Below are 23,625 nucleotides of genomic sequence, written 5' to 3' on the forward strand. Positions count from 1 at the left end.
GGCGGGGCACCGGGCGCGGGTGTGAGGCGGGGCACCGGGCGCGGGTGTGAGGCGGGGCGCCGGGCGCGGGTGGCGCGGATAGTACGGTTGGCGATATATGTAGTCGTATGACTGAACGCGCCATGCAGGAACCCACCCTGCTGCTGCTCACCGCCCTCGCGGACGCCCCCCGGCACGGGTACGCGCTGATCCAGGAGATCGACGCGATCTCCGGGGGGCGGGTGCGGATGCGCACCGGCACCCTGTACGGCGCGCTCGACCGGCTGCTCCAGCAGGGCCTGATCGCGGTCGCCGCCGAGGAGATCGTCGACGGCCGGGCCCGCCGCACGTACGCGCTCACCGACGGCGGGCGCGACCTGCTCGCCGCCGAGGCCGAGCGCCTGCGCTCCGTCGCCGCCGAGGCCCAGCGCCGCCTCGGCGGCGCCGCCGCACCCCGGGGGGCCACCGCGTGAGCGCCGTCGTCCCCGGCGGGCACCGGGCCGGTGTCGCCCTGCGCACCGTCCTCGCGCTGTACCCCGCCCGCTACCGCCGCGACCGGGGCGCCGAACTCGCCGAGGTGTTCGCCGACACCACCGCCGGGGCCGGGCGGCTGGCCACCGCCCGCGAGGCGTTCGACCTCGCCGCCTACGGCCTGCGGCTGCGCACCGGCCTCACCTCCACCGCGCGCGGCGGCCGGCTGCTGGCCGCCGCCGCGCCGCTGCTGGCCGGCACCCTGTTCGGGCTCCTCGCGCTCCCCGGCGACGTGCGCTTCTGGCGGGTGCCGGCCGCCGCCCGGGCCGGGTTCGACGCCCCCTGGCGGCAACTGCCCGACAACCTCGCCCTGTTGGGCCTGGCCGTCGTCCCCGTACTGCTGGCCGCCGCCGCGGCGTTCGGCGCCTGGCGGGCGGTCCGGACGCTGGCCGCGACCGTCGCCCTGCTCGCCGCCGTCCGGCTCGCGGTCGCGGCGTTCACCGCCCCCACCACCTGGGTGCTGCTCCTGGACGCCACCGCCCTGCTGCCCTACCTCGCCGCGGGCGCGCTGCTCCTCGCCGCCCCCGCCGACCTGCTGGAACGGCCCAGCCGCCTGCTGGTCGCGGCCGGGGCGGGCGCCGGGCTGCTGGTGACGAGGGCTCAGGGCGGCTACGACACCTGGCACCTGATGGACGGGTGGATGCCGCTGCTGCTCCTGCTCGCCCCGCTGCTGCTGATCCTGTGCGCCGCCCGCGAGCGGCTGCTGCCCGCGGCGATCGGCCTGGCCGTCCTGCCGTTGACCGCCTGGTTCAGCCTGTTCAGCCTCTGGGAGCAGGTCGGCGGAATGTGGCGGCTGGCACCGCTGGCGGCGGCCGGCGCGCTCGGGCTGCTGCTCACCGGACAGGCGCTGTCGGCCGGCCGGGCGGCCCGGGAGGAACGGAACGGTCCGGACGGCCTGGACGGCCTGGACGGTCCCGGCGGCCGGGCGGAACTCTCCTAGCGGGACGAACGGTGCGCCAACGGGGCGCGGCCGGAACGCGATCGGCGGGAGAAGCGGGGCCGAACGGCGGCGGGGGCTCGCCCGCCGCCTGCCGATGTGGCAGGCTATCCGATATGTCTAGACCAATGTTCGAAGTCATCGCGCTGACCCCCCAGGACGCCCGGGCCGCCGAGTCGGGCGGCGCCGACCGCCTCGAACTGGTCACCGACATGGCCGCCGACGGGCTCACCCCCACCACCAGGGACTTCGCCGCGATCCGCGCCGCCGTCGACCTCCCGCTGCGGGTCATGCTCCGCATCCGCGACGGCTTCACCCCCGGCGACCTCGACGACCTGCTCGCCCGCACCGCCGCGCTGCGGGCCGAGGGCGCCGAGGAGTTCGTGCTCGGCTTCCTCACCCCCGACGGCGCGGTCGACCTCACCGCGACCCGGGCCGTCGCCGAGGCCGTCTCCGGCTGCCGCTGGACCTTCCACCGGGCGATCGACCACAGCGCCGACCGCTCCGAGGTCCGCGCCGCCGTCGCCGACCTCCCCGGCCTCGACACCTTCCTCACCTCCGGCGCGGCCGGCGGCGTCGACGCCGGCCGCGAGGTCCTGCTCGGCGAACTCGCCAAGTCCGGCGAGCCCGGCTACCGCCAGCGGATCCTGGTCGGCGGCGGCCTGCGCGCCGAGCACGTCCCCGAGCTGCGCGCCGCGGGCTTCGACGCCTTCCACATCGGCGGCGCGGCCCGCGAGGGCGGCTGGGCGGGCGCGGTCGACCCGGCGAAGGTCGCGCAGTGGCGCGAGCTCATCGGCACCTGAGCCGGTAGGGGCGCGGGGTAACCGCGCCCCTGACCGCGCTGCGGCGGGTGCGGCGGTTCTCCCTGCGCCCCTGACCGCTAGGCCAGTTCGGCCGGCAGCGGCTGTGCGTGCAGCACCGTCAGGCCGGAGACCGCGCGGGTCAGCGAGACGTAGAGGCGGCGCAGGCCGGTGCGGTGGTCGGGCTCGCCCGCGACGATCGCGGCGGGTTCGTCGAGGACCACGTGGTCGTACTCGAGGCCCTTGGCGAGCGAGGCCGGGACGAGGGTGAGGCGGGCCTCGGCGGTGGTCTCGGTGCCGGGGTCGAGGAAGGGCAGCCCCGCGGCGGTGAGCGCCGCGGCGAGCGCCGGGACGCGGGCGTCCGCGGCGATCAGGCCGACCGAGCCCTCGTGGCCGAGCGCCGTGCGGCAGGCGGCCAGGACGGCCGCGTCCAGCCCGTCCAGCCCCTCCGGCCCGTCCGGGACGTGCCGGAGGGCGAGCGAGCCGGGCAGGTCGCGGACCGAGGTGGCGGGGGCCAGGCCGGGGGCGATCGCGGGGAGCAGCCGGGAGGCGTAGGCGATCACCTCGCCGGGGACGCGGAAGCCCTGGGTCAGCTCCTCGACGTGCGCGCCGTCCTTGCCGAGGTGGTGCAGGGCCTCCGGCCAACTGCCGGTGGCCCACGGGGTGGTGCCCTGGGCGAGGTCGCCGAGGACGGTCGCCGAGCCGGTGGTGCAGCGGCGGCCGACCGCCCGGTACTGCATGGGGGAGAGGTCCTGGGCCTCGTCGACGACCACGTGGCCGAGCGAGGGGGTGCGGTGCACCAGGTCGGCGGCCTCGTCGATCAGCACGGCGTCGGCGGCGGACCAGGGCGCGGTGCGGGCGGAGCGCGGGGGCTTGGCCCAGAGCAGGGCGGCCTGCTCACCGGCGTCCAGCACGCCGTCCGCCGCGGCGGCCAGGAAGTCGGCGTCGCCGAGCAGCCGGTGCACCAGCTTGACCGGGTCGACGGCGGGCCAGCACGCCTTGACGGTGGCCTTGACCGCCGCGTTGCGGGCGACGGCGTCCTGCACCCGGTCGTCCGGGGCCTCGCCGCCCTGCTCCATCTTCACCAGCACGGCGTGCGCGATCCGCTGCGGCAGCGCCTCCAGGGCGGCCCCGTAGCGGATCTCCCGGGCCATCAACTCCCGGACGATCTCCTCCAGTTCGTACGCGGGAACCCGCCAGCGGCGGGAGCCGCGGACGACCACGCAGGGCTCGGTGGGCAGCGTGATGCCGGCCCGCACCGCGTTGCGCAGGACGCGGGCCATCCGGGCGTCGCCCTTGATCCGGGCGGTGCCGGCGCTGTCGGCGCCGCGGACCTCGACGTGGCCGACCAGCTCCTGCACGGTGGCCTGGGCGACGTCCAGCTCGCCGAGGGCGGGCAGCACCTGCTCGATGTACCGGAGGAAGGAGCGGTTCGGGCCGACCACCAGGGTGCCGGTGCGGGCCAGGCGCTCGCGGTGCGCGTACAGCAGGTAGGCGACGCGGTGCAGGCCGACGGCGGTCTTCCCGGTGCCGGGGGCGCCCTGGACGCAGATGGTGCCGGTGACGTCGGCGCGGACGATCTCGTCCTGCTCGGGCTGGATGGTGGCGACGATGTCGCGCATCGGGCCGACGCGGGGCTTCTCGATCTCGGCGGCGAGCAGCGCGGAGCGGGTGTCGGCCTCGTCCGGGTCGGAGAGGTTCTCGTCCTCGTAGGCGGTCAGCTCGCCGCCGGTGTAGCCGAACCGGCGGCGCTTGGCGACGTCCATCGGCTCGGTGCGGCTGGCCCGGTAGAACGGCTGGGAGACCGGGGCGCGCCAGTCGATCACCATCGGGTCGCCGTCGGCGTCGTGCACGTGCCGGCGGCCGATGTAGAAGCGCTCGCCGCCGCCGCCCTCGGACTCGGACGCGCTGATCGCGTGCAGGTAGTCGAGGCGGCCGAAGAACAGCGGGGTGTGCGCGAGGTCGGCCAGCGCCTTGATCCGCTCGTCGACCTGCCGCTGCAGCACCTGGGCGGAGACCCAGGTGCCCGCCACGTCGCGCAGGTCGAGCGCCTCGACGTCCTCGCGCATCGCCTTCAGCGCGGCCCGGGAGGCGGCCAGGTGGGAGCGTTCGCGGCCGAGCGGATCGGTGTCGGCGGCGAGCGTGTCGGTGGGGGTGGGGGAGTGCACGGCGGACCTTCCCGGCCGCCCGGCAGAAGGGGGGCGGCGGACTCGTCTGGGCTCACGGTGAAAGGACACCGGCCGGTTCCCGAGCGGCCGGCACTCCCACGGCTGCCGGAGGCGCTGGCACCACGGTTCGGGAGGGGCAGACGGACGATCCTAGACCCGGTGCCCACCGGGTGCGAATCCTTTTCCGGGCCCGTCCCCCGGGGGAGTCCCCGGTACCGGGGTAGGGGGACGTACACCCCGGGGACGAGACGCGCCACCGCGGGCTCGGGCCTTTGGGCCGATGCGCCGGCCCCGTTCGTGAACCTACCGTGGAGACATGAGGACCGAACGAGTGAACCCCCAGCTCAACGGCGTCCACGGCGCCCACCCCGCCGCGGAGCGCCGCCGCCACCCGGTGGCCAACGCCGTCCGCAACGTCGGCATCGTGCTCGACACCGCCGCGCGCGTGCTCTTCCTCGGGCGCGACGGCGTCAGGCTCTGACCGCGGGCCGACGGGTCGGCCAGCTGCAGGCCGACGGGCAGGCCGGCCGCGGGCCGGCGGCTACAGGTCGTCCGCGTCGACGATCCGGTACGCGTAGCCCTGCTCGGCCAGGAAGCGCTGGCGGTGCGCCGCGAAGTCCTGGTCGACGGTGTCCCGGGCGACCACCGAGTAGAAGTGCGCCGCGTGCCCGTCCGCCTTCGGGCGCAGCACCCGGCCCAGCCGCTGGGCCTCCTCCTGGCGGGAGCCGAACGTCCCCGACACCTGGATCGCGACGGTGGCCTCCGGCAGGTCGATCGAGAAGTTCGCGACCTTCGAGACCACCAGCACGCCGATCTCCTTCGACCGGAACGCCTCGAACAGCTTCTCCCGCTGGGCGTTCGAGGTCTCGCCCTTGATCACCGGGGCGTCCAGCGCCTCGCCCAGCTCGTCCAGCTGGTCGATGTACTGGCCGATCACCAGGGTCTGGTCGCCCTCGTGCTTCTTCACCAGCCGCTCCACCACCCGGCGCTTGGTCGCCGTGGTCGAGCAGAACCGGTACTTCTCCTCCGGCTCGGCCGTCGCGTAGGCCAGGCGCTCGGAGTCGGTCAGCGTCACCCGCACCTCGCAGCAGTCGGCGGGCGCGATGTAGCCCTGCGCCTCGATCTCCTTCCACGGGGCGTCGAACCGCTTGGGGCCGATCAGCGAGAACACGTCGCCCTCCCGGCCGTCCTCGCGCACCAGCGTCGCGGTCAGGCCGAGCCGGCGGCGGGCCTGCAGGTCGGCGGTGAACTTGAACACCGGCGCGGGCAGCAGGTGCACCTCGTCGTACACCACCAGGCCCCAGTTGCGGGCGTCGAACAGCTCCAGGTGCGCGTACACGCCCTTCCGCTTGGTCGTCATCACCTGGTAGGTGGCGATGGTGACCGGGCGGATCTCCTTGCGGGTGCCGCTGTACTCGCCGATCTCGTCCTCGGTCAGCGAGGTCCGCTTCACCAGCTCGTGCTTCCACTGCCGGGCCGAGACGGTGTTGGTCACCAGGATCAGCGTGGTCGACTTGGCCTCCGCCATCGCCGCCGCGCCCACCAGCGTCTTGCCCGCGCCGCACGGCAGCACGACCACGCCGGAGCCGCCGTGCCAGAACCCGTCCACCGCGTGCCGCTGGTACGGGCGCAGCTGCCAGCCGTCCTCCCGCAGCTCGATCGGGTGCGCCTCGCCGTCCACGTACCCGGCGTGGTCCTCGGCCGGCCAGCCCAGCTTCAGCAGCACCTGCTTGACCTGCCCGCGCTCCGAGGGGTGCACCAGCACGGTGTCCGGGTCGACCCGGGCCCCCACCAGCGGGGCGATCTTCTTCGAGCGCAGCACCTCCTCCAGCACCGGCCGGTCGGTGGTGGTCAGCACCAGCCCGTGCACCGGGTGCTTCTGCAACTGCAGCCGCCCGTAGCGCGCCATGGTGTCCGCGACGTCCACCAGCAGGGCGTGCGGCACCGGGTAGCGCGAGTACTTCACCAGCGCGTCCACCACCTGCTCCGCGTCGTGCCCCGCCGCCCGCGCGTTCCACAGCCCCAGCGGCGTCACCCGGTACGTGTGCACGTGCTCCGGCGCCCGCTCCAGCTCGGCGAACGGCGCGATCACCCGCCGGCACTCCGCCGCCTGCGAGTGGTCGACCTCCAACAGCAGCGTCTTGTCGCTCTGCACGATCAGCGGTCCGTCCACGCTGTGCATCCCCTTCCGCGCGGGCCAAACCTCCAGTGTGCCGCATCGGCGCGGCAGGTGGCGGGGCGGTCCCGGGCCGGGCGACGGGCCGGGCGGGGGAGTGACCTGCGAGGGGTTCGCTCGTTGGGCAGGGCATGATCAAGCCCAACCGATTCCTGGCCGGCCTGGCGCTCTCCGGCGCGGCCCTCGCCACCGCCCTCGGGGCGGCACCCGCCCACGCCGCGGACACCGAGGCCATGGCCCTCGACCAGGTCGCCGACATCGGCCAGCCCGGTGGTCTGATCGGCACCGTCGCCTTCACCGGCACCGGCCTGCTGACGGGCGTCGAGCCGAAGATGCCGGACCCGCACGCGATCGTGGACGAGGCGAAGAAGCAGAAGGCGGAGGAGGACGCGAAGCAGGCCGCCGGCAAGTAGGCGGGCGCGGGGCGGGCTACTCCTCGACCTCGGCGACGCCGGTGATCCGGTGCAGCGCGAAGGTGCGGACCTCGTCGGAGAGGTGGTCGTAGGCGGTGACGAAGCCGCCCTCGACCTTGACGGGGTCGATGACGCGCTGGGAGGAGAGTCCCTCGGCGTTGATGTAGCCGATCCACGTGCGTTCGCCGAGCAGGACGGCGGTCTGCAGGGCGGCGAGGGTGTCGGCGGCGGCGGTGCGCGGGACGGCCGCGCTCGCCGCGGGGCCGGCGACGGCGTCCTTGCGGACGGCGGTCGCGGCCCGGTCGCCGGCCCGGATGGCGCGGACGGCGGCGGCGAGCAGGGCGTCGTGGGGGCGGGCGGGGCCGTCCGGGACGGGCAGGGGCGGGGTGCGCGGCGGGGTGCGGCGGCTGTCGGGGCGGGTGATCACGACGTCGCCCTCGGCGGACTCCGCGGCGGGCGCGTAGCCCATGGTGCGCAGGACGGAGAGCAGGGTCTCCGGCCCGGCCTGGGCGGCGAGCACGGTGGGGGCGAGCAGCCGCAGGCGCAGTTCGGCGGCGCGCCGGTCGGCGAGGACCTCGTCGAGCAGCCGGGGATCGTCGCAGCGCAGGTAGGAGGAGGCGGCGCCGACCCGGAGGATGCCGTGCCGGCGGGCCACGTCGTCGATCAGGTAGGCGAGCGGCTGCGGGACGGGCGTGCGGGAGTGCTGGGCGAGGAACGCCCGCAGGTCGGCGGCGGTGCGCCCGGCGTCGAGGGCGCGGCGGACCGAGTCGGGGGTGAAGCGGTAGACGGTCGCGCCGCCCTTGGACTCGATGTCGGCGGCCAGCGCGAGGGCCTGGGCGAGCGGGGTGAGCAGCGGACCGGGGGCGATCGCGGTGAGGTCGGGCTGCAGGATGACGTGGTCGAGCGGTTCGGGCAGCAGCGGGGCGAGGACGGGCGCCGGGTCGGTGCCGGCGAGCAGGGCGCGGGTGTGGGCGGCGAGGGCGCCGCGGCCGGTGGCGCCGAGCAGCTCGGCCTCGTGCAGGGTCCACTCGGCGAGCTGGTCGCGCAGGTCGCGGCCGTCCGCGCCGACCGGGCCGCCGCGCAGCGGGCGGTGCCAGCGCAGGGCGGGCAGCAGGGCGTCGGCGCCGGCGGCGGTGCCGGGCGGGAGTTCGGCGAGCCGGGTCAGGACGGCGCGGCGCACCGACGGGGCGAGGGTGCGGTCGAGTTCGGGGCCGAGGGCGGCGCGCGGGCGGCCCTTGCCGTCGGGGGTGCCGGTGAGGCGTCCGACCCGGGTGGCGGCGAGCCAGGCGCGGGCGAGCACGGTCCAGCGTTCGGCGGTGTCCTGCTGGAGCCAGGCGTCGTACCCGGGGGTCGGCGCCCAGACCTCGTCCGCCTCGCCGTCGGGGGCCAACAGGCCCGCGGTGTGGGCGAGTTCGATCCAGAACGCGGCGTCCGGCTCGGAGCTCTCCAGCAGGGCGGCGGCCCGCTTGAGGTCGCGCACGCCCAGGCCGCCGGCCCGCAGGGTGGGCGGCGGGGTGAGGCTCCAGGCTTCGAGGAGTTCCTCGACCACGCGGACGGCGGTGCCGGCCTGCCCGGCGGCGGTGCGGTCGGCGGTGGCCGGATCGCGCTCGACGACGGGGGCGACGGCGGGCGGGGCCGGGTCGACGCCGCGGTGGGTGCGTCCGCCGCGCAGGTGCAGGGCGAGTTCGCGGGGCAGCACGACGGAGCCGGGGCTGGAGGGCAGCAGCAGGCCGCGGGCGAGCAGCCACTCGACGGGGCCGCGGGCGTCCTCGGCGGTGACCTGCCGGGCGGCGTCCGGGACGGTGCCGGTGGGCGGGCCCCAGACCAGCCGTTCCAGCAGCCCGAGGGCGGCGGGCGGGGCCTGGTCGAGCAGCGCGCCCAGCCGCTTGCGGTCGCCGAGCAGGGCGGTGAGCGCGGCGACGGCGGTGACCGGGTCGGGGGTGGGCGGCAGGCCGGTGCCGGCCAGCAGCTGCTGGAGGCGGGCGGGGGACATGCCGACGGTGGCGTCGGCGAAGGTCGGGCCGAGGCCGGTGCGGCCCGGGTTGAGGGCGCTGGGGGCGAGCGCCTCGCGGACGGCGAGGACCAGGCGCAACGCGGAGTCCGGGCCCCACAGCAGGGCCTGTTCGCGCAGCCGGGCGAGCGCGGCGGGCAGCGCGGCGGTGACGGCGGCCCGGTCGACGGGTGCGGCGCCGGGGTGCGGCTTGACCCGGGCGGGCCCGGCCAGCAGGTTCCGCACGGTGGCCTCGGACGCGCCCTCGGGGGCGGCGGCCAGCGCCTCGGCGACCTGCAGGGTGAACCGGTCGAGCCGCTCCAGGGCGCGCAGCACGGACGCCCGGCTGGAGAGCCGCGCGGACAGCTGGGTGAGGTCGGTCGGCACCGGGTTCAACAGGTCGGGGCGGGCCCGGAGCAGCGCGGCGACGGCCCCGTCCTCCCGGCCGCGGAGTTCCTCGGCCAGGGTGCGGGGTGCGGCGGCGCGGGTGCCACGCGGCGCGCTCTGCGGTGCGGTCATCCGGTCCAGACTAGTCAACGCCCCCCGTCGCGGCCCAGAACGGCGGTGGAACTCGGGCTGAACCGGTCCCCGCTCAGCGGTGCGGGCCGCACCGGGCCCGGGCGTCCGGGGTCCGGCGGGCCGTGCGCCGGGGGCGGGCGGGGCCGGGCGGGGCTCGCTTCCGGCGGTCCGGGGTGGGTACCGTCTCGGTGGGCGGCGGGTACGTGGACGTGAGGGCGGGTGGCGGGGCGATGGCGGACGGCTCGTGGTGGCGCGAGGGCGGATCGGCGGACGGCTCGACGGACGGCCCGGAGGGCGGGGGGAGCGTGTACCTGCCCCGGCCGGCGGCGACCGCGCCGCCCGTCCCCCCGGCTCCGCCGACCCCTCCGGCGGTGCCGGCCCAGGCGCCGCCGAAACCGACGCGGGCACCGGCACCCGCGCCCGCGCCCGCCGCGCCCGTCGAACCGGACAAGCCGAAGCCGCCGACCGGGGCGGGCGGGTCCGGCGGGTCCGGCGGGGCGTTCCGGGCCGGGTCGTCGTCGCCGTCCGAGGCCGAGCGGGCCTTCGCGTACTCGGAGAACCCGGACGCCCCGGACTTCGGGATCGGGCAGCCCGGCTGGACCGCGCAGTACTTCGACCTGGCGGAACCCGAGCCCGAACCGGACCCCGAGCCCGAACCCGAGGCGGACCCCGGACCCGAGTCGCCCGCGCCGGAGGCCGGACGCCCCCGCCCCGGCCTGGGGCGCCTCCTGCTGGGCGCGCTGTTCGGCAGGCCCCCGGCCGCGCCCGAGGCCCCGCCCGCCCCCGCGGTCGCGGCGGGTGCGGCGGGTGCGGCCGCCGGGGCGGCGGGCGCCCGCAAGCCCGCGCCGCTGCTGCTGCTCGGCGCGGGGCTGCTGCTGGCCGGGGCGGTGACCGGCCAACTGCTGGTGATGCTGCTCGGCTGGGCGGCGGCGTACCTGTCGAAGGGCTGGACCGACCTGATGAAGAAGTTCGCCGTGCTCGGCATCCCGCTGATCACGGTGACCGGCCTGACGGTGTGGAACTGGGGCCGCGAGAAGGGGCGTTGGGGCAGCGCGCTGGCCCCGGGCAGCGACGCGGGCGCCACCACCTGGGCCGCCGCGCCGACCGTGCTGCGGGCCGCGGCGGTGCTGTCGGCGCTGTTCGTGCTGGCGGTGACGCTGCGCCGCCGCAAGGGGTAGCGCCGGGGCGGACGGCAGCGCGGGGCCGGGGCGGTGACGGCGGGTCGGGTGCGTCCCGGGCCGCTCCCCGCCTCTCGGTCCCGCCCGTTCCGCCGGGTCAGTTCGCGCCGAGGACGTGCAGCAGTTCGGCGATCAGGAAGTGCGCGCCGGTGTAGCCGATGCCCTGGAACCACAGCTGGTCGTCGACCCGGAAGGCGCGGTGGGCGCGGACGGCGCCCAGGGCCCGCCAGGCGGGGGAGGCGAGGGCGGTGGCCAGGCCGTTGCGGGCGGGGTCGCCGTAGCCCGCGTACAGCAGCAGGTCGCCGTCGGCCGGGGCGAGCTGGTCGGGGGCGGCCCCGGTGTCGAAGCGGTCGGCGTCCTGCGGGCCGGGGCGGGGCAGGCCGAGGTCGGCCAGGACGCTGCCGGGGAAGTTCTGCCGGGCGTACAGCCGGACGGCGGGGGAGCCCTCAACGAACCGGACCAGGCTGATCCGCTGCCCGGCGGCCCCGGCCGCGGAGAGCGCGGCCTTCGCCCGGTCGACGTGCCGGTCGTACGCGGCGACCACGGCGGCGGCCTGCTCGCGGCGGTCCAGGGCGGTGGCGTGCAGCTGGAAGTTCTCCTTCCAGGGGGCGCCGGTGGTCCGGGTGGCGACGGTCGGGGCGATCGCCCGCAGCGCCTGGAGGTGGTCGGTGTCGCGGGCCAGGTTGGTGAGGATCAGCTGCGGTCGCAGGGCGGTGACCGCGGCGGTGTCGGGCGCGGCCCCGATGCCGCCGACCACGGCGACCCCGGCGAGCCGGGAGGCGGGCCAGTAGCCGGGCGGCCCGGCGTCCAGCGGGGCCTTGGCGGCGCCGACCGGGGTGATGCCGAGCGTCATCGCGGAGTCCAGCTCGGCGGTGTCCAGGGCGACCACCCGGCGCGCCCCGCCGGGCACGGTGACCGGCCCGTCCGCGGCGTCCACGGTGACGTCGGGGCGCGGGACGGGGCTGGGCGGCACCGGTGTCGGCGTCGGCGGACCCGTGCGGACCCCGTCGTCGTCGGCGGTGGGCAGCGGCGAGGCGGTGGGCAGGACGTGCGGGCCGCAACCGGTGAGCAGGGCGGCACCGAGCCCGGCGAGGGCGGCCCGGCGGGACAGCGGGGGTGGCACCTGGGACCTCCTCCGGCGGCACGGTCGGATGCCAGCCAGTATGTCCGCGATGCGGCTCTCCTCCCGGCTTTTGCGACCGGAAACCCCGCCACTACCCCGCCCGGGTGGCCCCGGCCCCACCACCGGGCCCACCGCGAGGACCGGCACCGGCCCGCGGGGGCCCGTCCGCCGCAGCCGGGCGCATCCGGGCGGCGGAGGGGGCCCGCGGAGTGCTGGTTAGGCTGGCCGCATGGCTCTCACCGTCGGTTTCGACCTCGACATGACGCTCCTCGACACCAGGCCCGGCATCAAGGCCACCTACGACGTGCTGGCGGCCGAGACCGGGACGGTCATCGACTCCGACCTGGTGGTGAGCCGGCTCGGTCCGCCGCTGGTGCGGGAGTTGGCCAACTGGTACCCGCCGGAGCGGCTGGACGCGGTGGTGGCGCGGTACCGGGAGCTGTACGTCGAGCACGCCATCGCGCCGGCGCGCGAGCTGCCGGGGGCGCTGGCCGCGGTGGCCGCGGTGCGGGCGGCGGGCGGGCGGGTGCTGGTGATCACCGGCAAGTGGGAGCCGAACGCCCGGCGGCACCTGGACGGCATCGGGCTGGAGGTGGACGCGCTGGTCGGCGACCTGTGGGCGGAGACCAAGGGCGAGGCGCTGCGGGCGCACGGCGCGGACGTCTACGTCGGGGACCACCTGGGGGACGTCCGCGGGGCCCTGGCCGCCGGAGCCGTCGCGGTCGGCGTGGCCACCGGCCCGTACGGCGCCGCCGAGCTGGCCGCCGCCGGGGCGGACGCGGTGCTGGGCGACCTCACCGAGTTCCCGGCCTGGCTGGCCGGGCACCTGGGCTGAGCGGCCGGGGGACCGGGGGACCGGGGCCCGGGGGGCGCTACCCCGCGGTGGCGGCCTCCCGGGCGCGCCGCCGCCGGGTGTTGGCCCGGGCGGTGACGAACAGGCCGGCCAGGGCCACCAGCAGGCCCAGCGGCATCAGCATCGACAGCCAGTACGCGAACGTGGGCAGCCTGGTCAGGTCGAGGAAGAGCGGCACGAAGGTGGCGACGGTGGCCAGCATGCCGACGCCGAACACGACGCCGCCGACCCGGACCAGCAGGTCACCGGGGTCGCCCGGACGGTCGCCGGGACGGACACCAGGACGGTCGCTCACTCTCACCACTCCTTCGCGCGGACCACTCCCCCCGATTGTCCCACCGCGCGCCCCCTCCGATCGGCGGGGGCGCGGCGACACACGTTCCGACTGAACGCTCAGGATTCCCAGGAATCCCTCAGGCATGCTGAGGGAAACGGCATCCGGAACGGGCGAGCGGGGGCGTGCGGGCACATGGGTCTGACCAGTCACAAGGTGCTGGCGCTGTCCGCGCTGCTGTCGGCGCTGGCGGTGGCCGGCACGGTGTGGCTCTGGCCCCGGCTGGCCGGGCGCGGCTGGCGGGCGGTGCTGGGGCGGCTCGCCACCATCGTCGGCACCCAGCTGGCGGTGCTCTGCACGCTGGCCCTGCTGGCGAACAACTCCTTCGCGTTCTACAGCAGTTGGGACGACCTGCTGGGCACCGCCGAGGACGGCCCGGTGACCATCCAGAACCAGCTGCTCGGCCGCACCCCCGGCGTGCAGCGGCTGGCCACCGAGAACGTCCGCGACACCGGTGCGACCGGCCGGGCCCCCGAGCAGGCCGGCCGGCTGGAGCGGGTCCGGCTGCCCGGGGCGAGCACCGGGCTGGCCACCGAGGGCTACGTCTACCTGCCGCCGCAGTACTTCCGGCCCGAGTACCGGGACCGGCGCTTCCCGGCGGTGATCGCCATCACCGGCTTCCCGGGAGACGCCAAGAACCTGGTCACCAAGCTCAACTACCCGTCCGTGCAGTTGAAGCTCACCGAGCAGGGCCGGGCCAGGCCGACCGTGCTGGTGCTGATGCGGCCCTCCCCGGCGATGCCCCGCGACACCGAGTGCGAGGACGTGCCGGGCGGCCCGCAGGCCGACCGGTACTTCAGCGCCGACGTGCCCGCCGCGCTGCGCACCTCGTACCGGATCGCGGACGGGCCGGGCAGCCTCGGCGTGATCGGCAACTCCACCGGCGGGTACTGCGCGTTGAAGCTGGCGATGCGTCACCCCGGCGTGTTCGCCGCCGCGGTGTCGCTGTCCGGCTACTACCGGGCCGCCGAGGACCCGACCACCGGGGACCTGTTCGGCGGCGACCAGGGCCGCCGCGACCAGGCCGACCTGGAGTGGCGGCTGGCCCACCTGCCGGCCCCGGCCACCGCGCTGCTGGTCGGCGGCAGCCGGGAGGGCGACGGCGACTACCACGCCCAGACCGAGCGGTTCCTGGCCGCCGCGAAGGGCACCGCGACCAGGGTCTCGGCGATCACCCTGGACAGCGGCGGCCACAACTTCACCACCTGGTCCCGGATGCTCCCGGCCTCGCTCGGCTGGCTCTCCGACCACCTGGCCGACCCCGTCTGACCGGCCCGGCGTCACAGCGCGCAACTCCGTGCGCGCAAGGAGTTTCGACCCGCGCCGGCCCCGGGTATGCAGCCATCGCGCGGGCGGACCTGACGGATGGTCCACGAACGCCCGCCCGGTACCGATCGGGGGTGTGAGCCAGTGGGAGGCGCAGCAGACGCGGGGCACGGCCGCGCCCCGGTCCGGAATCCCGTCGCCGTTCCGGTGAACGCTGAGGGATCATTGCTCGACTGAGCGAAACCGGCCGCCCGCCCAGGGCGCCCGCCGCACATCCACCCGCGGCCCGACGGGGGCCGCACGCACCCGATACCGAGGACTGTTCGAGATGCCCACCGGCCAGGTCAAGTGGTTCAACGAGACGAAGGGCTACGGCTTCCTGTCGCGCGACGACGGCGGCGAGGTCTTCGTCCACACCAAGGCGCTGCCCGCGGGCGTCACCACGCTGCGGCCGGGCCAGCGGGTCGAGTTCGGCATCGCCGCGGGCCACCGCGGCGACCAGGCGATGAGCGTGACGCTGCTGGACGCGCTGCCCTCGGTGGCCGCCGCCCAGCGCAAGAGCGCCGACGACATGGCCCCGATCGTCCAGGACCTGATCACCAAGCTGGACAGCGTGCTGCCGGGCCTGCAGCGCGGCCGCTACCCGAGCAAGCCGGAGGGCCAGAAGATCGCCATGGTGCTGCGCGCCATCGCCGACCAGTTCGACGTCTGACCCGGGCTCAGGGGAAGGCCAGCGCGCCCGGGTCGACGGCGGGGACGAGTCCCTGCCCGGCGGCCCGGGTCAGCAGGCCGCGCACCGCCGCGTAGCCCTCCTCGCCGAGGTCCGCGGTGAACTCGTTGACGTACAGCCCGATGTGCTGCTCGGCGACGGCCGGGTCCATCTCCTGGGCGTGCGCCAACACGTACGCCCGGGACGCCGCCGGGTCCGCCCAGGCCGCGCGCACCGACGCCCGTACGGTGTCGGCCAGTTCGCGCAGCCGCTCGGCGCCCAGCGAGCGGCGGGCCACGATCGCGCCCAGCGGGATCGGCAGCCCGGTGGCCGCCTCCCACGCCTCGCCCATGTCGGCCAGGCGGTGCAGCCCGTACTCCCGGTACGTGAACCGGGCCTCGTGGATCACCAGTCCGGCGTCCACCTCCCCGGCCCGGACGGCCGGCATGATCTCGTGGAACGGCAGCACCACGATCTCGCCGAACCCGCCCGGCACCGCCCCGGCCGCCCACAGCCGGAACAGCAGGTACGCCGTGGAGCGCTCGCTGGGCACCGCCACCCGCCGCCCGGCCAGCGCCGCCGCCTCCAGCGGGCCGGCCGTCAGCACCAGCGGCCCGCAGCCCCGGCCCAGCGCCCCGCCGCACGGCAGCAGCGCGTACTCGTCCAGCACCCAGGGCAGCTGCCCGTAGGAGATCTTCAGGACGTCCAGCTCGCCGCGCTCGGCCAACCCGTTGGTGACGTCGATGTCCGCGAACCGCACCTCGGGCGCGTCCGCGCCCGGCACCAGGCCGTGCGCCCAGGCGTGGAAGACGAAGGTGTCGTTCGGGCAGGGCGAGTACGCGACGGTGAGCGGCTCGGCCATCTCAGACCTCCTGGAGCAGACGGGACAGCGGCGGCAGCGCCGCGAAGGCCCGTTCCAGGGCCGCCAGCGCCTCGCCGATCCGCCAGGCCGCGCGGTCGCGCGGCCCGACGGCATTGGACACGGCCCGCAGCTCACCGGCCGCGAGCCCGAACCGGGCGGCCGCCTCGGCCACCCCGAAACCCTCCATCGCCTCGGCCAGCGCCCGCGGGTGGCGCCCCCTCAGCGCGGCGGCCCGCTCGGCCGAGCCGGTCACCGTGGACACCGTCAGCACCTCGCCGACCGCCCCGCCGGTGGCCCCGGCCAGCGCCGCCACCAGCGCGGGCGGCACCGGGTGCCGGACGGTGCCGAAGCCCAGCTCGGTGACGTCCGCGAAGCCGTCCGGCGTCTCGGCGCCCAGGTCGGCCGCCAGCACGGCGTCCGCCACCACCAGCGACCCGACCGGCGCCCCGGGCGCGAACCCGCCCGCGATGCCCGCCGACAGCACCAGCCGGTACCGGCCGCGGGCCAGCGCCGCCGCCGTGCCCGCCGCCGCGGCCGCCGGGCCGACCCCGGCCGCCAGCACCACGGCCCCCGAGCCCGGTCCGAGCCCGCGCCGCACCGCCTCGGCCTCCGCCTCCACGGCGACGACGACGAGCAGCCCGGCGGCGGGGCCGGGCTGCTCGTCGGTGCGCTCAGCGGTCATCGACCGGCGGTTCAGCTGCTCTTGTTGTCCAGGTCGAAGGCCCAGACCGCGTAGTACTCCTGGGACGCCTTGTCCTGCGAGACCACCGTCACCGAGGTGACGTCGTTGCTCGACATCAGGGCGCCGGCGCTCTTCGAACCCGAGTAGGTCACCCCGGTGAGGACCTCACCCTCGGCGCCGCCGGCCAGCGGCACCTGGCCGCTGGAGCCGCCGTTGGTCAGCGCGAACCAGCCCTTGTCGGCCAGCTCCCTGGGCACCCCGACGCCGATCCGGTCACTGGCGCGGACGTCCAGCTTCGGCAGCTTGTCGTCCTTGCGCGCCTGCTTGATGTCCGACAGGCACTTGGTGAGGTAGTCCTCGTCGAGCGGCTTGCCGTCGTTGTAGCAGAAGGGGGCGGCGGTGGTGGTCGAGGTGCCGACGACCATCGTCGCCACGTTCTCACGGGGCTTGCCGGCGTCGTTCGCCCAGTAGATACCGGTACCGAGGGAGGCGGCGCCGACGACGACGACGCCGGCGATACCGGCGATGGCACGGGTGCTGAGGCTCATGCGCAAGAGGCTACTCGCCTTCCGTGATCACATGACGCCGGGGTGCCCGAGTCGCCCGAGGTTACGCCGTGCGCGGGCGCGCCGCGCACCGCCGGGAGCCGGGGCCGGGCCCGGGCCCGGGCCGCCGGGCCCGCCGCTCAGGCCACCCGGGGCCGGGCCGCCGACCGGTGCGGCCCGACCCGCAGCAGCGAGCGGAACGTCCACAGCAGCATCAGCGTCATCACCGCCGCCGCCACCGTCAGCCCCAGCACCGGGTTCAGCGGCAGCGAGATGCCCACCGCGCCGCCCGCCACCCAGCTCAGCTGCAACGCCGTCTCGGAACGGGCGAACGCCGAGGTCCGCACGGCCTCCGGCACGTCCCGCTGGATCAGCGCGTCCAGCGCCAGCTTGCCCAACGAGGCCGACATCCCCGCGACGGCCGCCACCACCGTCACCGTCACCGCGCCGTACCAGAGCGCCGACGCGCCCGCCGCCGCCGTCGCCAGCGCCAGCACCGCCGTCACCGTCACCTCCGAGCCGCGGGTGCGCAGCCACGACCCCAGCACCGACCCCAGCGCGTTGCCCAGCCCGGCCGCCGCCGCGACCAGCCCCAGCGCCACCGTCCCGGGCAGGCCGCCCGGCGGGTCCTTGCGGATCAGGAACGCCAGGAACATCACCAGGAACCCGACCAGCCAGCGCAGCGCCGCCACCCCGCGCAGCGCCATCACCACCGACGGGCCGACCGCCCGCAGCACGCCCTTCGGCCGCGGCTCCTCCTGCGGCCCGGCCAGCAGCTGCGCCCGCTGCTCGCCCCGCGCCGAATCCACCTGGTGCGGCAGGTGGAAGGCCATCAGGGTGCCGATCACGAACACCACGAACGCCCCGCGCAGCGGCCACCCCGGCCCGAGCAGCTGGAGCAGCCCGCCCACCCCGCCGGCCACCAGCGTGGTCAGCAGACCCGCCAGCGTCACCCGCGAGTTCGCCTTCACCAGCGACAACTGGGCGGGCAGCAGCCGCGGCACCACCACGCTGCGCACCACCCCGTACGCCTTCGACGCGACCAGCACGCCCAGCGCCTCCGGATACAGCGCCAGCCCGCCGCCGGTCACCACCCCCGCCATCACCCAGGCCAGCGCCGCCCGGGCCAGCATCGACATCGCCATCGCGGAACGGCGGCCGTTGGGCAGCCGGTCCAGCAGCGGGCCGATCACCGGGGCGAGCAGCGCGAACGGGGCCATCGTGATCAGCAGGTACAGCGCGACCCGGCCGCGGGCCTCGCCGGTCGGCACCGAGAAGAAGATGGTGGACGCCAGCGACACCGTGATCAGCATGTCGCCGAACGAGTTCAGCGCGTGCAGTTCGATCAGCTTCGCCAGGCCGGACTCGCCGGCGCCCTCCGCCGAGGTCGCCCGCCGGATCCGCCGGCCCGTCCCGTTCACCACCCGGCCGGTGCGGGCGCCCACCGCGGACGCGCCGCGGGCCCAGAAGCCGCGGGCCTTCACCGTCGGCTGGTCCGCCGGGCGGTCGGCGTCCGGGGAGCCGGTGTCCTCGGAGACGGTGTCCGCGGCGAGGGTGCTCCCGCCGCCGGTGCGGCCGGTGCACCCGGCGGGCCCGGAGTCCTTCGAGAGGTCCGGGCCCGGCTGACGGGGCGTCGGACAGGGGGCATCGGCCTCCGGCTCACCGGGGGCCACGGGATGCTGCCGCGACACGGCGGACGCTCCCGAACGGCTCTCGGCCTGCTCGGGACGCGGCCCGTGCCGCAGCGGGTTCTCCTCCGCCACACACCCATCCTGCCCGAGAATCGCCGACCTAACGAGTGATTGTCCGGGCGTCGGCGCGCCCGTCCCCACGGCCCGGACTGTGCTGCACCACCGACCGGCGGGTAGCCTGCACTACGCGCATGCCCGGCCTCCCACAGGGGGGCGGCCGACCTGGGCGGCGCGGCCCGGCCACGGACCGGCCCCGGGTCTAGCAGAATGGACCGGCCCCGTGCTCGCGGGGGTCGCCCCCAAGACGTGGCAGCGGGAGCCGACGCGGGCCCGCCCACCGGGTGCTGCCGCGGGACCGCAGGATGACAGGACTGGGAGAGAACCGACGCCGTGAGTGCTGCGATGCGAAGCCGTACCCCTGACCGGCTCTGTGCAGAGGCCGTCGACCTCGCCCGCCAGGCAGTGGTGGACAGCGTCGGGGAGGCCGTCGTCGGCCCCCACGTGAAGGCGAGCGCGGACGCCGAGCGCGTCGTCACCCACACCTTCGAATGCCTCGACCCGGCCTACCGGGGCTGGCACTGGGCGGTCACCGTGGCCCGCGCCCCGCGGGCCAAGAACGTCACCCTCGACGAGGTCGCCCTGCTGCCCGGCGAGGGAGCCGTCCTCGCCCCGCAGTGGGTGCCGTGGAGCGAGCGCCTGCGCCCCGGCGACCTCGGCCCCGGCGACCTGCTCCCCACCGGAGCCGACGACCTGCGCCTGGAACCCGGCTGGACCGGCGAGGACGAACCCGCCCCCAACTCGGTGCTCGTCGAGGCCGCCGAGGACGACGCCCCGGCCGAGGACATCCAGCCGGCGCCCGCCCGCGCCAAAATCAGCGCGATCGCCGAGGAGCTCGGCCTGGTCCGCCCCCGGGTGCTGTCCCGGCACGGCCTGCACCAGGCCGCCGAGCGCTGGGAGACCGCGTACGGCCCGCAGACCCCGATGGCGCAGTCCGCCCCCGCCTCCTGCGACACCTGCGGCTTCCTCGTCCCGATCGGCGGCTCGCTCGGCCAGGCGTTCGGCGTCTGCGGCAACGAGTTCGGCCCGGCCGACGGCCAGGTCGTCTCGCTCGCCTACGGCTGCGGCGCGCACTCCGAGGCCGCCGTCCTGCCGGCCCCGCCCGTCCCCAGCGAGCTGATCCTCGACGAGACGGTCGTCGAACCGCTCCCGCTGCACCCCGACCGCACCTCCGGCTCCGTCGAGCCGGACGCGCCCGCCGAGGAGCTCGGCCACGCGTGACGCCGCGCGCCGAGCGGCGCGTGCCGAACGGCGCGTGCGAAACCGGGGGCGCGGGGAACCGCGCGCGGCGTGAGGACGAACGCCGGCAAGGTCGCGGCGACGGGAGTGACCCGACGTCACCTCGCGACCTCGCGGTGCGGGTGTGCCCGTCCGCGCAGTTCCGCAGTCCCCCGTGCCCCCCGTCGGGCGCGTCCTGACCGCGCGTCCGTCGCGTACGGCGCCGTCGGGGACGACTGGCAGAATGCCGACTCGTACGCGGACCACACGAAGGGCGGCTCGGCACGTGGAGTCTCGGATCATCGGCAGCGCGGCGTCCCCCGAGGAATCGGACGTCTTCGACACGGCCCGGCTGCGGCACACCGTGCTCGCGGCCTGGACGGCCGCGCCCGCCCGGTTCCGGGAGGACGCCAACGCCGAGGAGGAGCTCGCGCTCGGCGGCTACCGGGACCGGCTCATCGTCGAACTCGCCCAGAACGCCGCCGACGCGGCCGCCCGGGCCGGAGTCGCCGGCCGGCTCCGGCTGACCCTGCGCGACGGCGTGCTGGCCGCCGCCAACACCGGCGCCCCGCTGGACGCCGCCGCGGTCGAGTCGCTCTCCACCCTGCGGGCCTCCGCCAAGCGCGGGGACGAGCGGGAGGTGGTCGGCCGGTTCGGCGTCGGCTTCGCCGCCGTGCTGGCCGTCAGCGACGAACCCGCCGTGCTCGGCCACCCCGGCGGGGTGCGCTGGTCGCTCACCGACGCCCGCGCGCTGGTCGCCGCGATCCCGCGGCTCACCGAGGAGTTGACCCGCCGCGAGGGCCACCTGCCGGTGCTCCGGGTGCCGTTCGCGGCCGAGGGCGAGCCCCCCGCGGGCTACGACACCGTGGTCGTCCTGCCGCTGCGCGACGCCGCCGCCGAGGACCTCACCCGCCGCCTGCTCGCCGGGATCGACGACGCCCTGCTGCTGACCCTGCCCGGCCTCGCCGAGGTGGTGGTCGACACCGCGGAGGGCGTGCGCACCCTGACCCGCACCGCGCACCCGCCGCGCCCCGAGCAACTGCCCGCCGTCACCGTCACCGACGGGGAGCGCAGCACCACCTGGCAGACCGTCAGCGCCGCCGGCACCGCCGCCCCCGAACTGCTGGCCGACCGCACCACCGAGGAGCGCGCCCGCCCGTACTGGACGCTCACCTGGGCCGTCCCGGTCGACGAGCGGGGCCGCCCGCAGCGCCCGCGCACCGCCGCCGTGGTGCACGCGCCCACCCCCAGCGACGAACCGCTCGGCCTGCCCGCGCTGCTGATCGCCTCCTACCCGCTCGACCCGACCCGGCGGCACGTCGCGCCCGGCCCGCTCACCGACTTCCTCACCGAGCGCGCCGCCGACGCCTACGCCGAACTGCTGCGCGCCCGCGGCGCCGACCCGGGCTCGCTGGACCTCGTCCCCGCCCCGCTCGGCCAGGGCGCCCTGGACAGCGCGCTGCGCACCGCCGTGCTGGAACGGCTGCCCGAGACGCCCTTCCTGCCGCACCCGCCCGGCACCGAGGCGGGCACCCCCGCGCTGCGCCCGCGCGACGCCGTCCTGCTGGAGGGCGCCGACCACGAGGTGGTCGAGGCGCTCGCCCCGATCTTCCCCGGCCTGCTCCCGGCCGGCCTGGAGCGCCGCACCGAACTGCGCACCCTGCGGGTGCGCCGCGTCCCGCTCGCCGAGGTGGTCGACCAGCTCGGCGGCCTGGAGCGCGAACCCGCCTGGTGGCGCGGCCTGTACGCGGCCCTGGCCGGGGCCGACCCGGAGTCGCTGGGCGCGCTGCCCGTCCCGCTCGCCGACGGCCGCACGGTCACCGGCCCGCGCCGCGTCCTGCTGCCCTCCGACGCCGCCGACTGGGCCGGCTACGAGGGCTACCCCGGCGCGCTCGCCGAGGCGCTCGACCTGCTCGACCTGCGGCTGGCCCACCCCGACGCCGCCCACCCGCTGCTCGCCAAGCTCGGCGCCGGCACCGCCACCCCGGCCGGCGTCCTGGACACCCCCGAGGTCCGGGCCGCCGTCGCCCGCTCGCTGGAGGTCGGCGAGGACGACTACGACGCCGCCGTCGACCTCGCCGACGCCGTCCTCGCCCTGGTCAGGGCCGCCGCGCCCGCCCCCGGCGAGCACCCCTGGCTGGCCCGCCTGGCCCTGCCCGACGACGAGGGCGAACTCGCCCGGGCCGGTGAACTCCTGCTCCCCGAGAGCCCGCTGGCCCACCTGGTGGACGAGGACGAGGCCGCCTTCGTGGACGAGGACCTGCTGGAGCGCTGGGGCCCCGAGGTCCTCGCCGCGGCCGGCGCCCTCACCGCCTTCACCCTGGTGCGCGCCGAGGACGTCGTCCTCGACCCCGACGACCTGGAGCGCCTCGACCCCACCGCCCCCGCCGACCGGGCCGCCGGCGGCCGCCCCACCGGCCTGATCGACGAGGCCCCCGACGGCCTCGCCGAGTGGTGCGAGGACGCCCTGGAGGCCCTGCACGCCGACGACGCCGGGGAGTTGGGCGTCCCGCCGGTCGCCGCCGAACTGCTCGCCGTCCGCGACCTCGACCTGGTCGCCGACGACGCCTGGCCCGAGGCGCTCGCCCTGCTCGCCCGGCCCCCGTACCGGGACGCCGTGGTGGCGCCGGTGCGCACCCTGCTGCCCGACGGCAGCTACACCGACCTGCCCTCGTACACCGCCTGGTGGCTGCGCGACCACCCCGTCCTGGACGGCCGCGAACCGGCCGGCCTGCGCGCCGCCGGGGCCGACCCGCTGCTGCGCGGCCTCTACGACGAGGCCCGCACCACGCTCGACCCGCAGTTCCTGCACGCGCTCGGCGTGCGCACCACGCTGAACGCGCTGCTCGCCGAACCGCACGGCCCCGACGAGCTGATCGACCGCCTCACCGACCCGCTCTCCGAGGTCAGCCACCGCCAACTGCACGGCATCTACAGCCTGCTGGCCGCCCTCCCGGCCGAGCGCGTCGAACCGCTCGACGTGGTCCGGGCGCTGGCCCCGCTGGACGACGCCACCGGCCGCCGCGACGACCGCACCGTCATCGTGGACGCCGCCACCGCGGTCGTCGCCGACGCCCCCGACCTGGTCGAACTCCTCCACGACCACGCCGTGCTGCCCGTCCACCCGCTGCTCGCCCCGGCCCTGGCCGAGCGCCTGCACGTCTCGCTGGCCAGCGAGGTGGCCGGCGGCCGGGTCCTCTCCGAGGGCACCCTGCACCGCGTCCCCGCGGTGGTCCGCGAACTGCTGCCCGGCTGCCCCGCCGTCTACGAGGAGCACGAGGAACTCCTGGTCGTCGGCCCCGACGGCGAGGAGGCCCACGTCGCCTGGCGCTGGGACACCGCCGCGACCGCCCCCGAACTGCCCTACGACCCCGACGAGGCCGAAGCCGCCGACGAGGACGACGAGTTCGACGTCCCGCCGGTCCCCGGCCTGCTGCACGCCGCCACCCCCGAGGGCCTCGCCGCCGGCCTGGCCTGGTCCGTCCACCAGTGGCACCGCCGCTTCGAGGTCCTGGCCGCCCTCACCGAACCCGACCGGGCGTACGAGCTGCTGGCGGCCCGCGACTACGAGTAGCGGTCCGGGGCCGGGCCCGC

At 76.8% G+C, this 23,625-nt stretch carries 20 protein-coding genes; 11 read left to right on the top strand and 9 right to left on the bottom strand.

Translation table 11 applies throughout. The features are described from left to right. The first annotated feature begins 107 nt into the window (after positions 1 to 107). The 3 genes from ACIQVD_RS04380 (at position 108) to ACIQVD_RS04390 (ending at position 2,250) form a co-directional block, all read left to right on the top strand. Positions 108 to 452 (top strand): PadR family transcriptional regulator, encoded by a 345-nt coding sequence (locus ACIQVD_RS04380; RefSeq protein WP_402285951.1) that lies wholly within the window; start codon positions 108 to 110, stop codon positions 450 to 452. After that, the gene (locus tag ACIQVD_RS04385; protein WP_402285954.1) at positions 449 to 1,450 is read left to right on the top strand and encodes a hypothetical protein; all 1,002 of its coding nucleotides are present in this window, start codon (positions 449 to 451) and stop codon (positions 1,448 to 1,450) included. Before ACIQVD_RS04380 ends, ACIQVD_RS04385 begins: the two co-directional genes overlap by 4 nt. A gap of 113 nt (positions 1,451 to 1,563) precedes the next feature. Further along, complete coding sequence (locus ACIQVD_RS04390; protein ID WP_400682494.1) at positions 1,564 to 2,250, top strand: copper homeostasis protein CutC; 687 nt, start codon at positions 1,564 to 1,566, stop codon at positions 2,248 to 2,250. A 77-nt stretch (positions 2,251 to 2,327) separates the two neighbouring features. Here the strand turns inward: ACIQVD_RS04390 and ACIQVD_RS04395 are convergent, their stop codons facing one another. Further along, on the bottom strand, positions 2,328 to 4,415 hold the full coding sequence (locus ACIQVD_RS04395; protein ID WP_402285957.1) for a HelD family protein: 2,088 nt from the start codon (positions 4,413 to 4,415) through the stop codon (positions 2,328 to 2,330). A 316-nt stretch (positions 4,416 to 4,731) separates the two neighbouring features. Between ACIQVD_RS04395 and ACIQVD_RS04400 the strand changes: the two genes are divergently transcribed. Further along, positions 4,732 to 4,896 carry a hypothetical protein gene (locus tag ACIQVD_RS04400; RefSeq protein ID WP_158585433.1) on the top strand — a complete coding sequence of 55 codons (165 nt, stop codon included), beginning with the start codon at positions 4,732 to 4,734 and terminating at the stop codon, positions 4,894 to 4,896. A 60-nt stretch (positions 4,897 to 4,956) separates the two neighbouring features. Here the strand turns inward: ACIQVD_RS04400 and ACIQVD_RS04405 are convergent, their stop codons facing one another. Then, on the bottom strand, positions 4,957 to 6,588 hold the full coding sequence (locus ACIQVD_RS04405) for a DNA repair helicase XPB (protein ID WP_402285960.1): 1,632 nt from the start codon (positions 6,586 to 6,588) through the stop codon (positions 4,957 to 4,959). A 134-nt stretch (positions 6,589 to 6,722) separates the two neighbouring features. On the opposite strand from ACIQVD_RS04405, the gene ACIQVD_RS04410 reads away from it, so the two are divergent. After that, complete coding sequence (locus ACIQVD_RS04410) at positions 6,723 to 7,004, top strand: hypothetical protein (RefSeq protein ID WP_033250540.1); 282 nt, start codon at positions 6,723 to 6,725, stop codon at positions 7,002 to 7,004. A gap of 16 nt (positions 7,005 to 7,020) precedes the next feature. Here ACIQVD_RS04410 and ACIQVD_RS04415 read toward each other — a convergent pair whose 3' ends face one another. Next, the gene (locus ACIQVD_RS04415; RefSeq protein WP_402285963.1) at positions 7,021 to 9,513 is read right to left on the bottom strand and encodes a helicase-associated domain-containing protein; all 2,493 of its coding nucleotides are present in this window, start codon (positions 9,511 to 9,513) and stop codon (positions 7,021 to 7,023) included. 230 nt (positions 9,514 to 9,743) lie between these two features. Between ACIQVD_RS04415 and ACIQVD_RS04420 the strand changes: the two genes are divergently transcribed. Continuing rightward, positions 9,744 to 10,691, top strand: a complete 948-nt coding sequence (locus tag ACIQVD_RS04420) for a hypothetical protein (protein WP_402285965.1) — start codon at positions 9,744 to 9,746, stop codon at positions 10,689 to 10,691. A 97-nt stretch (positions 10,692 to 10,788) separates the two neighbouring features. Here the strand turns inward: ACIQVD_RS04420 and ACIQVD_RS04425 are convergent, their stop codons facing one another. Beyond that, a complete protein-coding gene (locus ACIQVD_RS04425; protein WP_402285967.1) occupies positions 10,789 to 11,814 on the bottom strand; it encodes an ABC transporter substrate-binding protein in 1,026 nt (341 codons plus the stop codon). A 229-nt stretch (positions 11,815 to 12,043) separates the two neighbouring features. On the opposite strand from ACIQVD_RS04425, the gene ACIQVD_RS04430 reads away from it, so the two are divergent. After that, the gene (locus ACIQVD_RS04430) at positions 12,044 to 12,649 is read left to right on the top strand and encodes an HAD family hydrolase (RefSeq protein WP_400682479.1); all 606 of its coding nucleotides are present in this window, start codon (positions 12,044 to 12,046) and stop codon (positions 12,647 to 12,649) included. A 37-nt stretch (positions 12,650 to 12,686) separates the two neighbouring features. On the opposite strand, the gene ACIQVD_RS04435 is transcribed toward ACIQVD_RS04430, so the two are convergent. Beyond that, complete coding sequence (locus ACIQVD_RS04435; protein ID WP_400682478.1) at positions 12,687 to 12,962, bottom strand: hypothetical protein; 276 nt, start codon at positions 12,960 to 12,962, stop codon at positions 12,687 to 12,689. Between the two features lie 174 nt (positions 12,963 to 13,136). Between ACIQVD_RS04435 and ACIQVD_RS04440 the strand changes: the two genes are divergently transcribed. Further along, entirely contained in the window at positions 13,137 to 14,270 is a 1,134-nt protein-coding gene (locus tag ACIQVD_RS04440) for an alpha/beta hydrolase (protein WP_400682477.1), read from the top strand. A gap of 325 nt (positions 14,271 to 14,595) precedes the next feature. Next, positions 14,596 to 14,979, top strand: a complete 384-nt coding sequence (locus tag ACIQVD_RS04445) for a cold-shock protein (protein ID WP_100836787.1) — start codon at positions 14,596 to 14,598, stop codon at positions 14,977 to 14,979. Between the two features lie 7 nt (positions 14,980 to 14,986). On the opposite strand, the gene ACIQVD_RS04450 is transcribed toward ACIQVD_RS04445, so the two are convergent. The 4 genes from ACIQVD_RS04450 to ACIQVD_RS04465 all read right to left on the bottom strand — a co-directional run bounded on the left by ACIQVD_RS04450 (position 14,987) and on the right by ACIQVD_RS04465 (position 18,549). Further along, positions 14,987 to 15,838, bottom strand: coding sequence for a 1,4-dihydroxy-6-naphthoate synthase (locus tag ACIQVD_RS04450; RefSeq protein ID WP_402285971.1), 852 nt, complete (start codon positions 15,836 to 15,838; stop codon positions 14,987 to 14,989). 1 nt (position 15,839) lies between these two features. After that, positions 15,840 to 16,520, bottom strand: coding sequence for a futalosine hydrolase (locus ACIQVD_RS04455; protein WP_402285974.1), 681 nt, complete (start codon positions 16,518 to 16,520; stop codon positions 15,840 to 15,842). A gap of 11 nt (positions 16,521 to 16,531) precedes the next feature. Then, positions 16,532 to 17,068: a DUF2771 family protein gene (locus ACIQVD_RS04460; protein ID WP_111554776.1), complete on the bottom strand. Its 537-nt coding sequence runs from the start codon at positions 17,066 to 17,068 to the stop codon at positions 16,532 to 16,534. Between the two features lie 137 nt (positions 17,069 to 17,205). Beyond that, complete coding sequence (locus ACIQVD_RS04465; RefSeq protein WP_400682707.1) at positions 17,206 to 18,549, bottom strand: MFS transporter; 1,344 nt, start codon at positions 18,547 to 18,549, stop codon at positions 17,206 to 17,208. 609 nt (positions 18,550 to 19,158) lie between these two features. Here ACIQVD_RS04465 and ACIQVD_RS04470 point away from each other — a divergent pair. Both ACIQVD_RS04470 and ACIQVD_RS04475 read left to right on the top strand, forming a co-directional pair. Then, entirely contained in the window at positions 19,159 to 20,034 is an 876-nt protein-coding gene (locus ACIQVD_RS04470; protein ID WP_400682473.1) for a DUF3027 domain-containing protein, read from the top strand. Between the two features lie 283 nt (positions 20,035 to 20,317). After that, entirely contained in the window at positions 20,318 to 23,605 is a 3,288-nt protein-coding gene (locus tag ACIQVD_RS04475; RefSeq protein ID WP_402285978.1) for a sacsin N-terminal ATP-binding-like domain-containing protein, read from the top strand. Positions 23,606 to 23,625: the final 20 nt, after the last annotated feature.

Source organism: Kitasatospora sp. NPDC090308 (genome assembly GCF_044769485.1).
GTDB classification, from domain to species: Bacteria; Actinomycetota; Actinomycetes; order Streptomycetales; family Streptomycetaceae; genus Kitasatospora; species Kitasatospora fiedleri.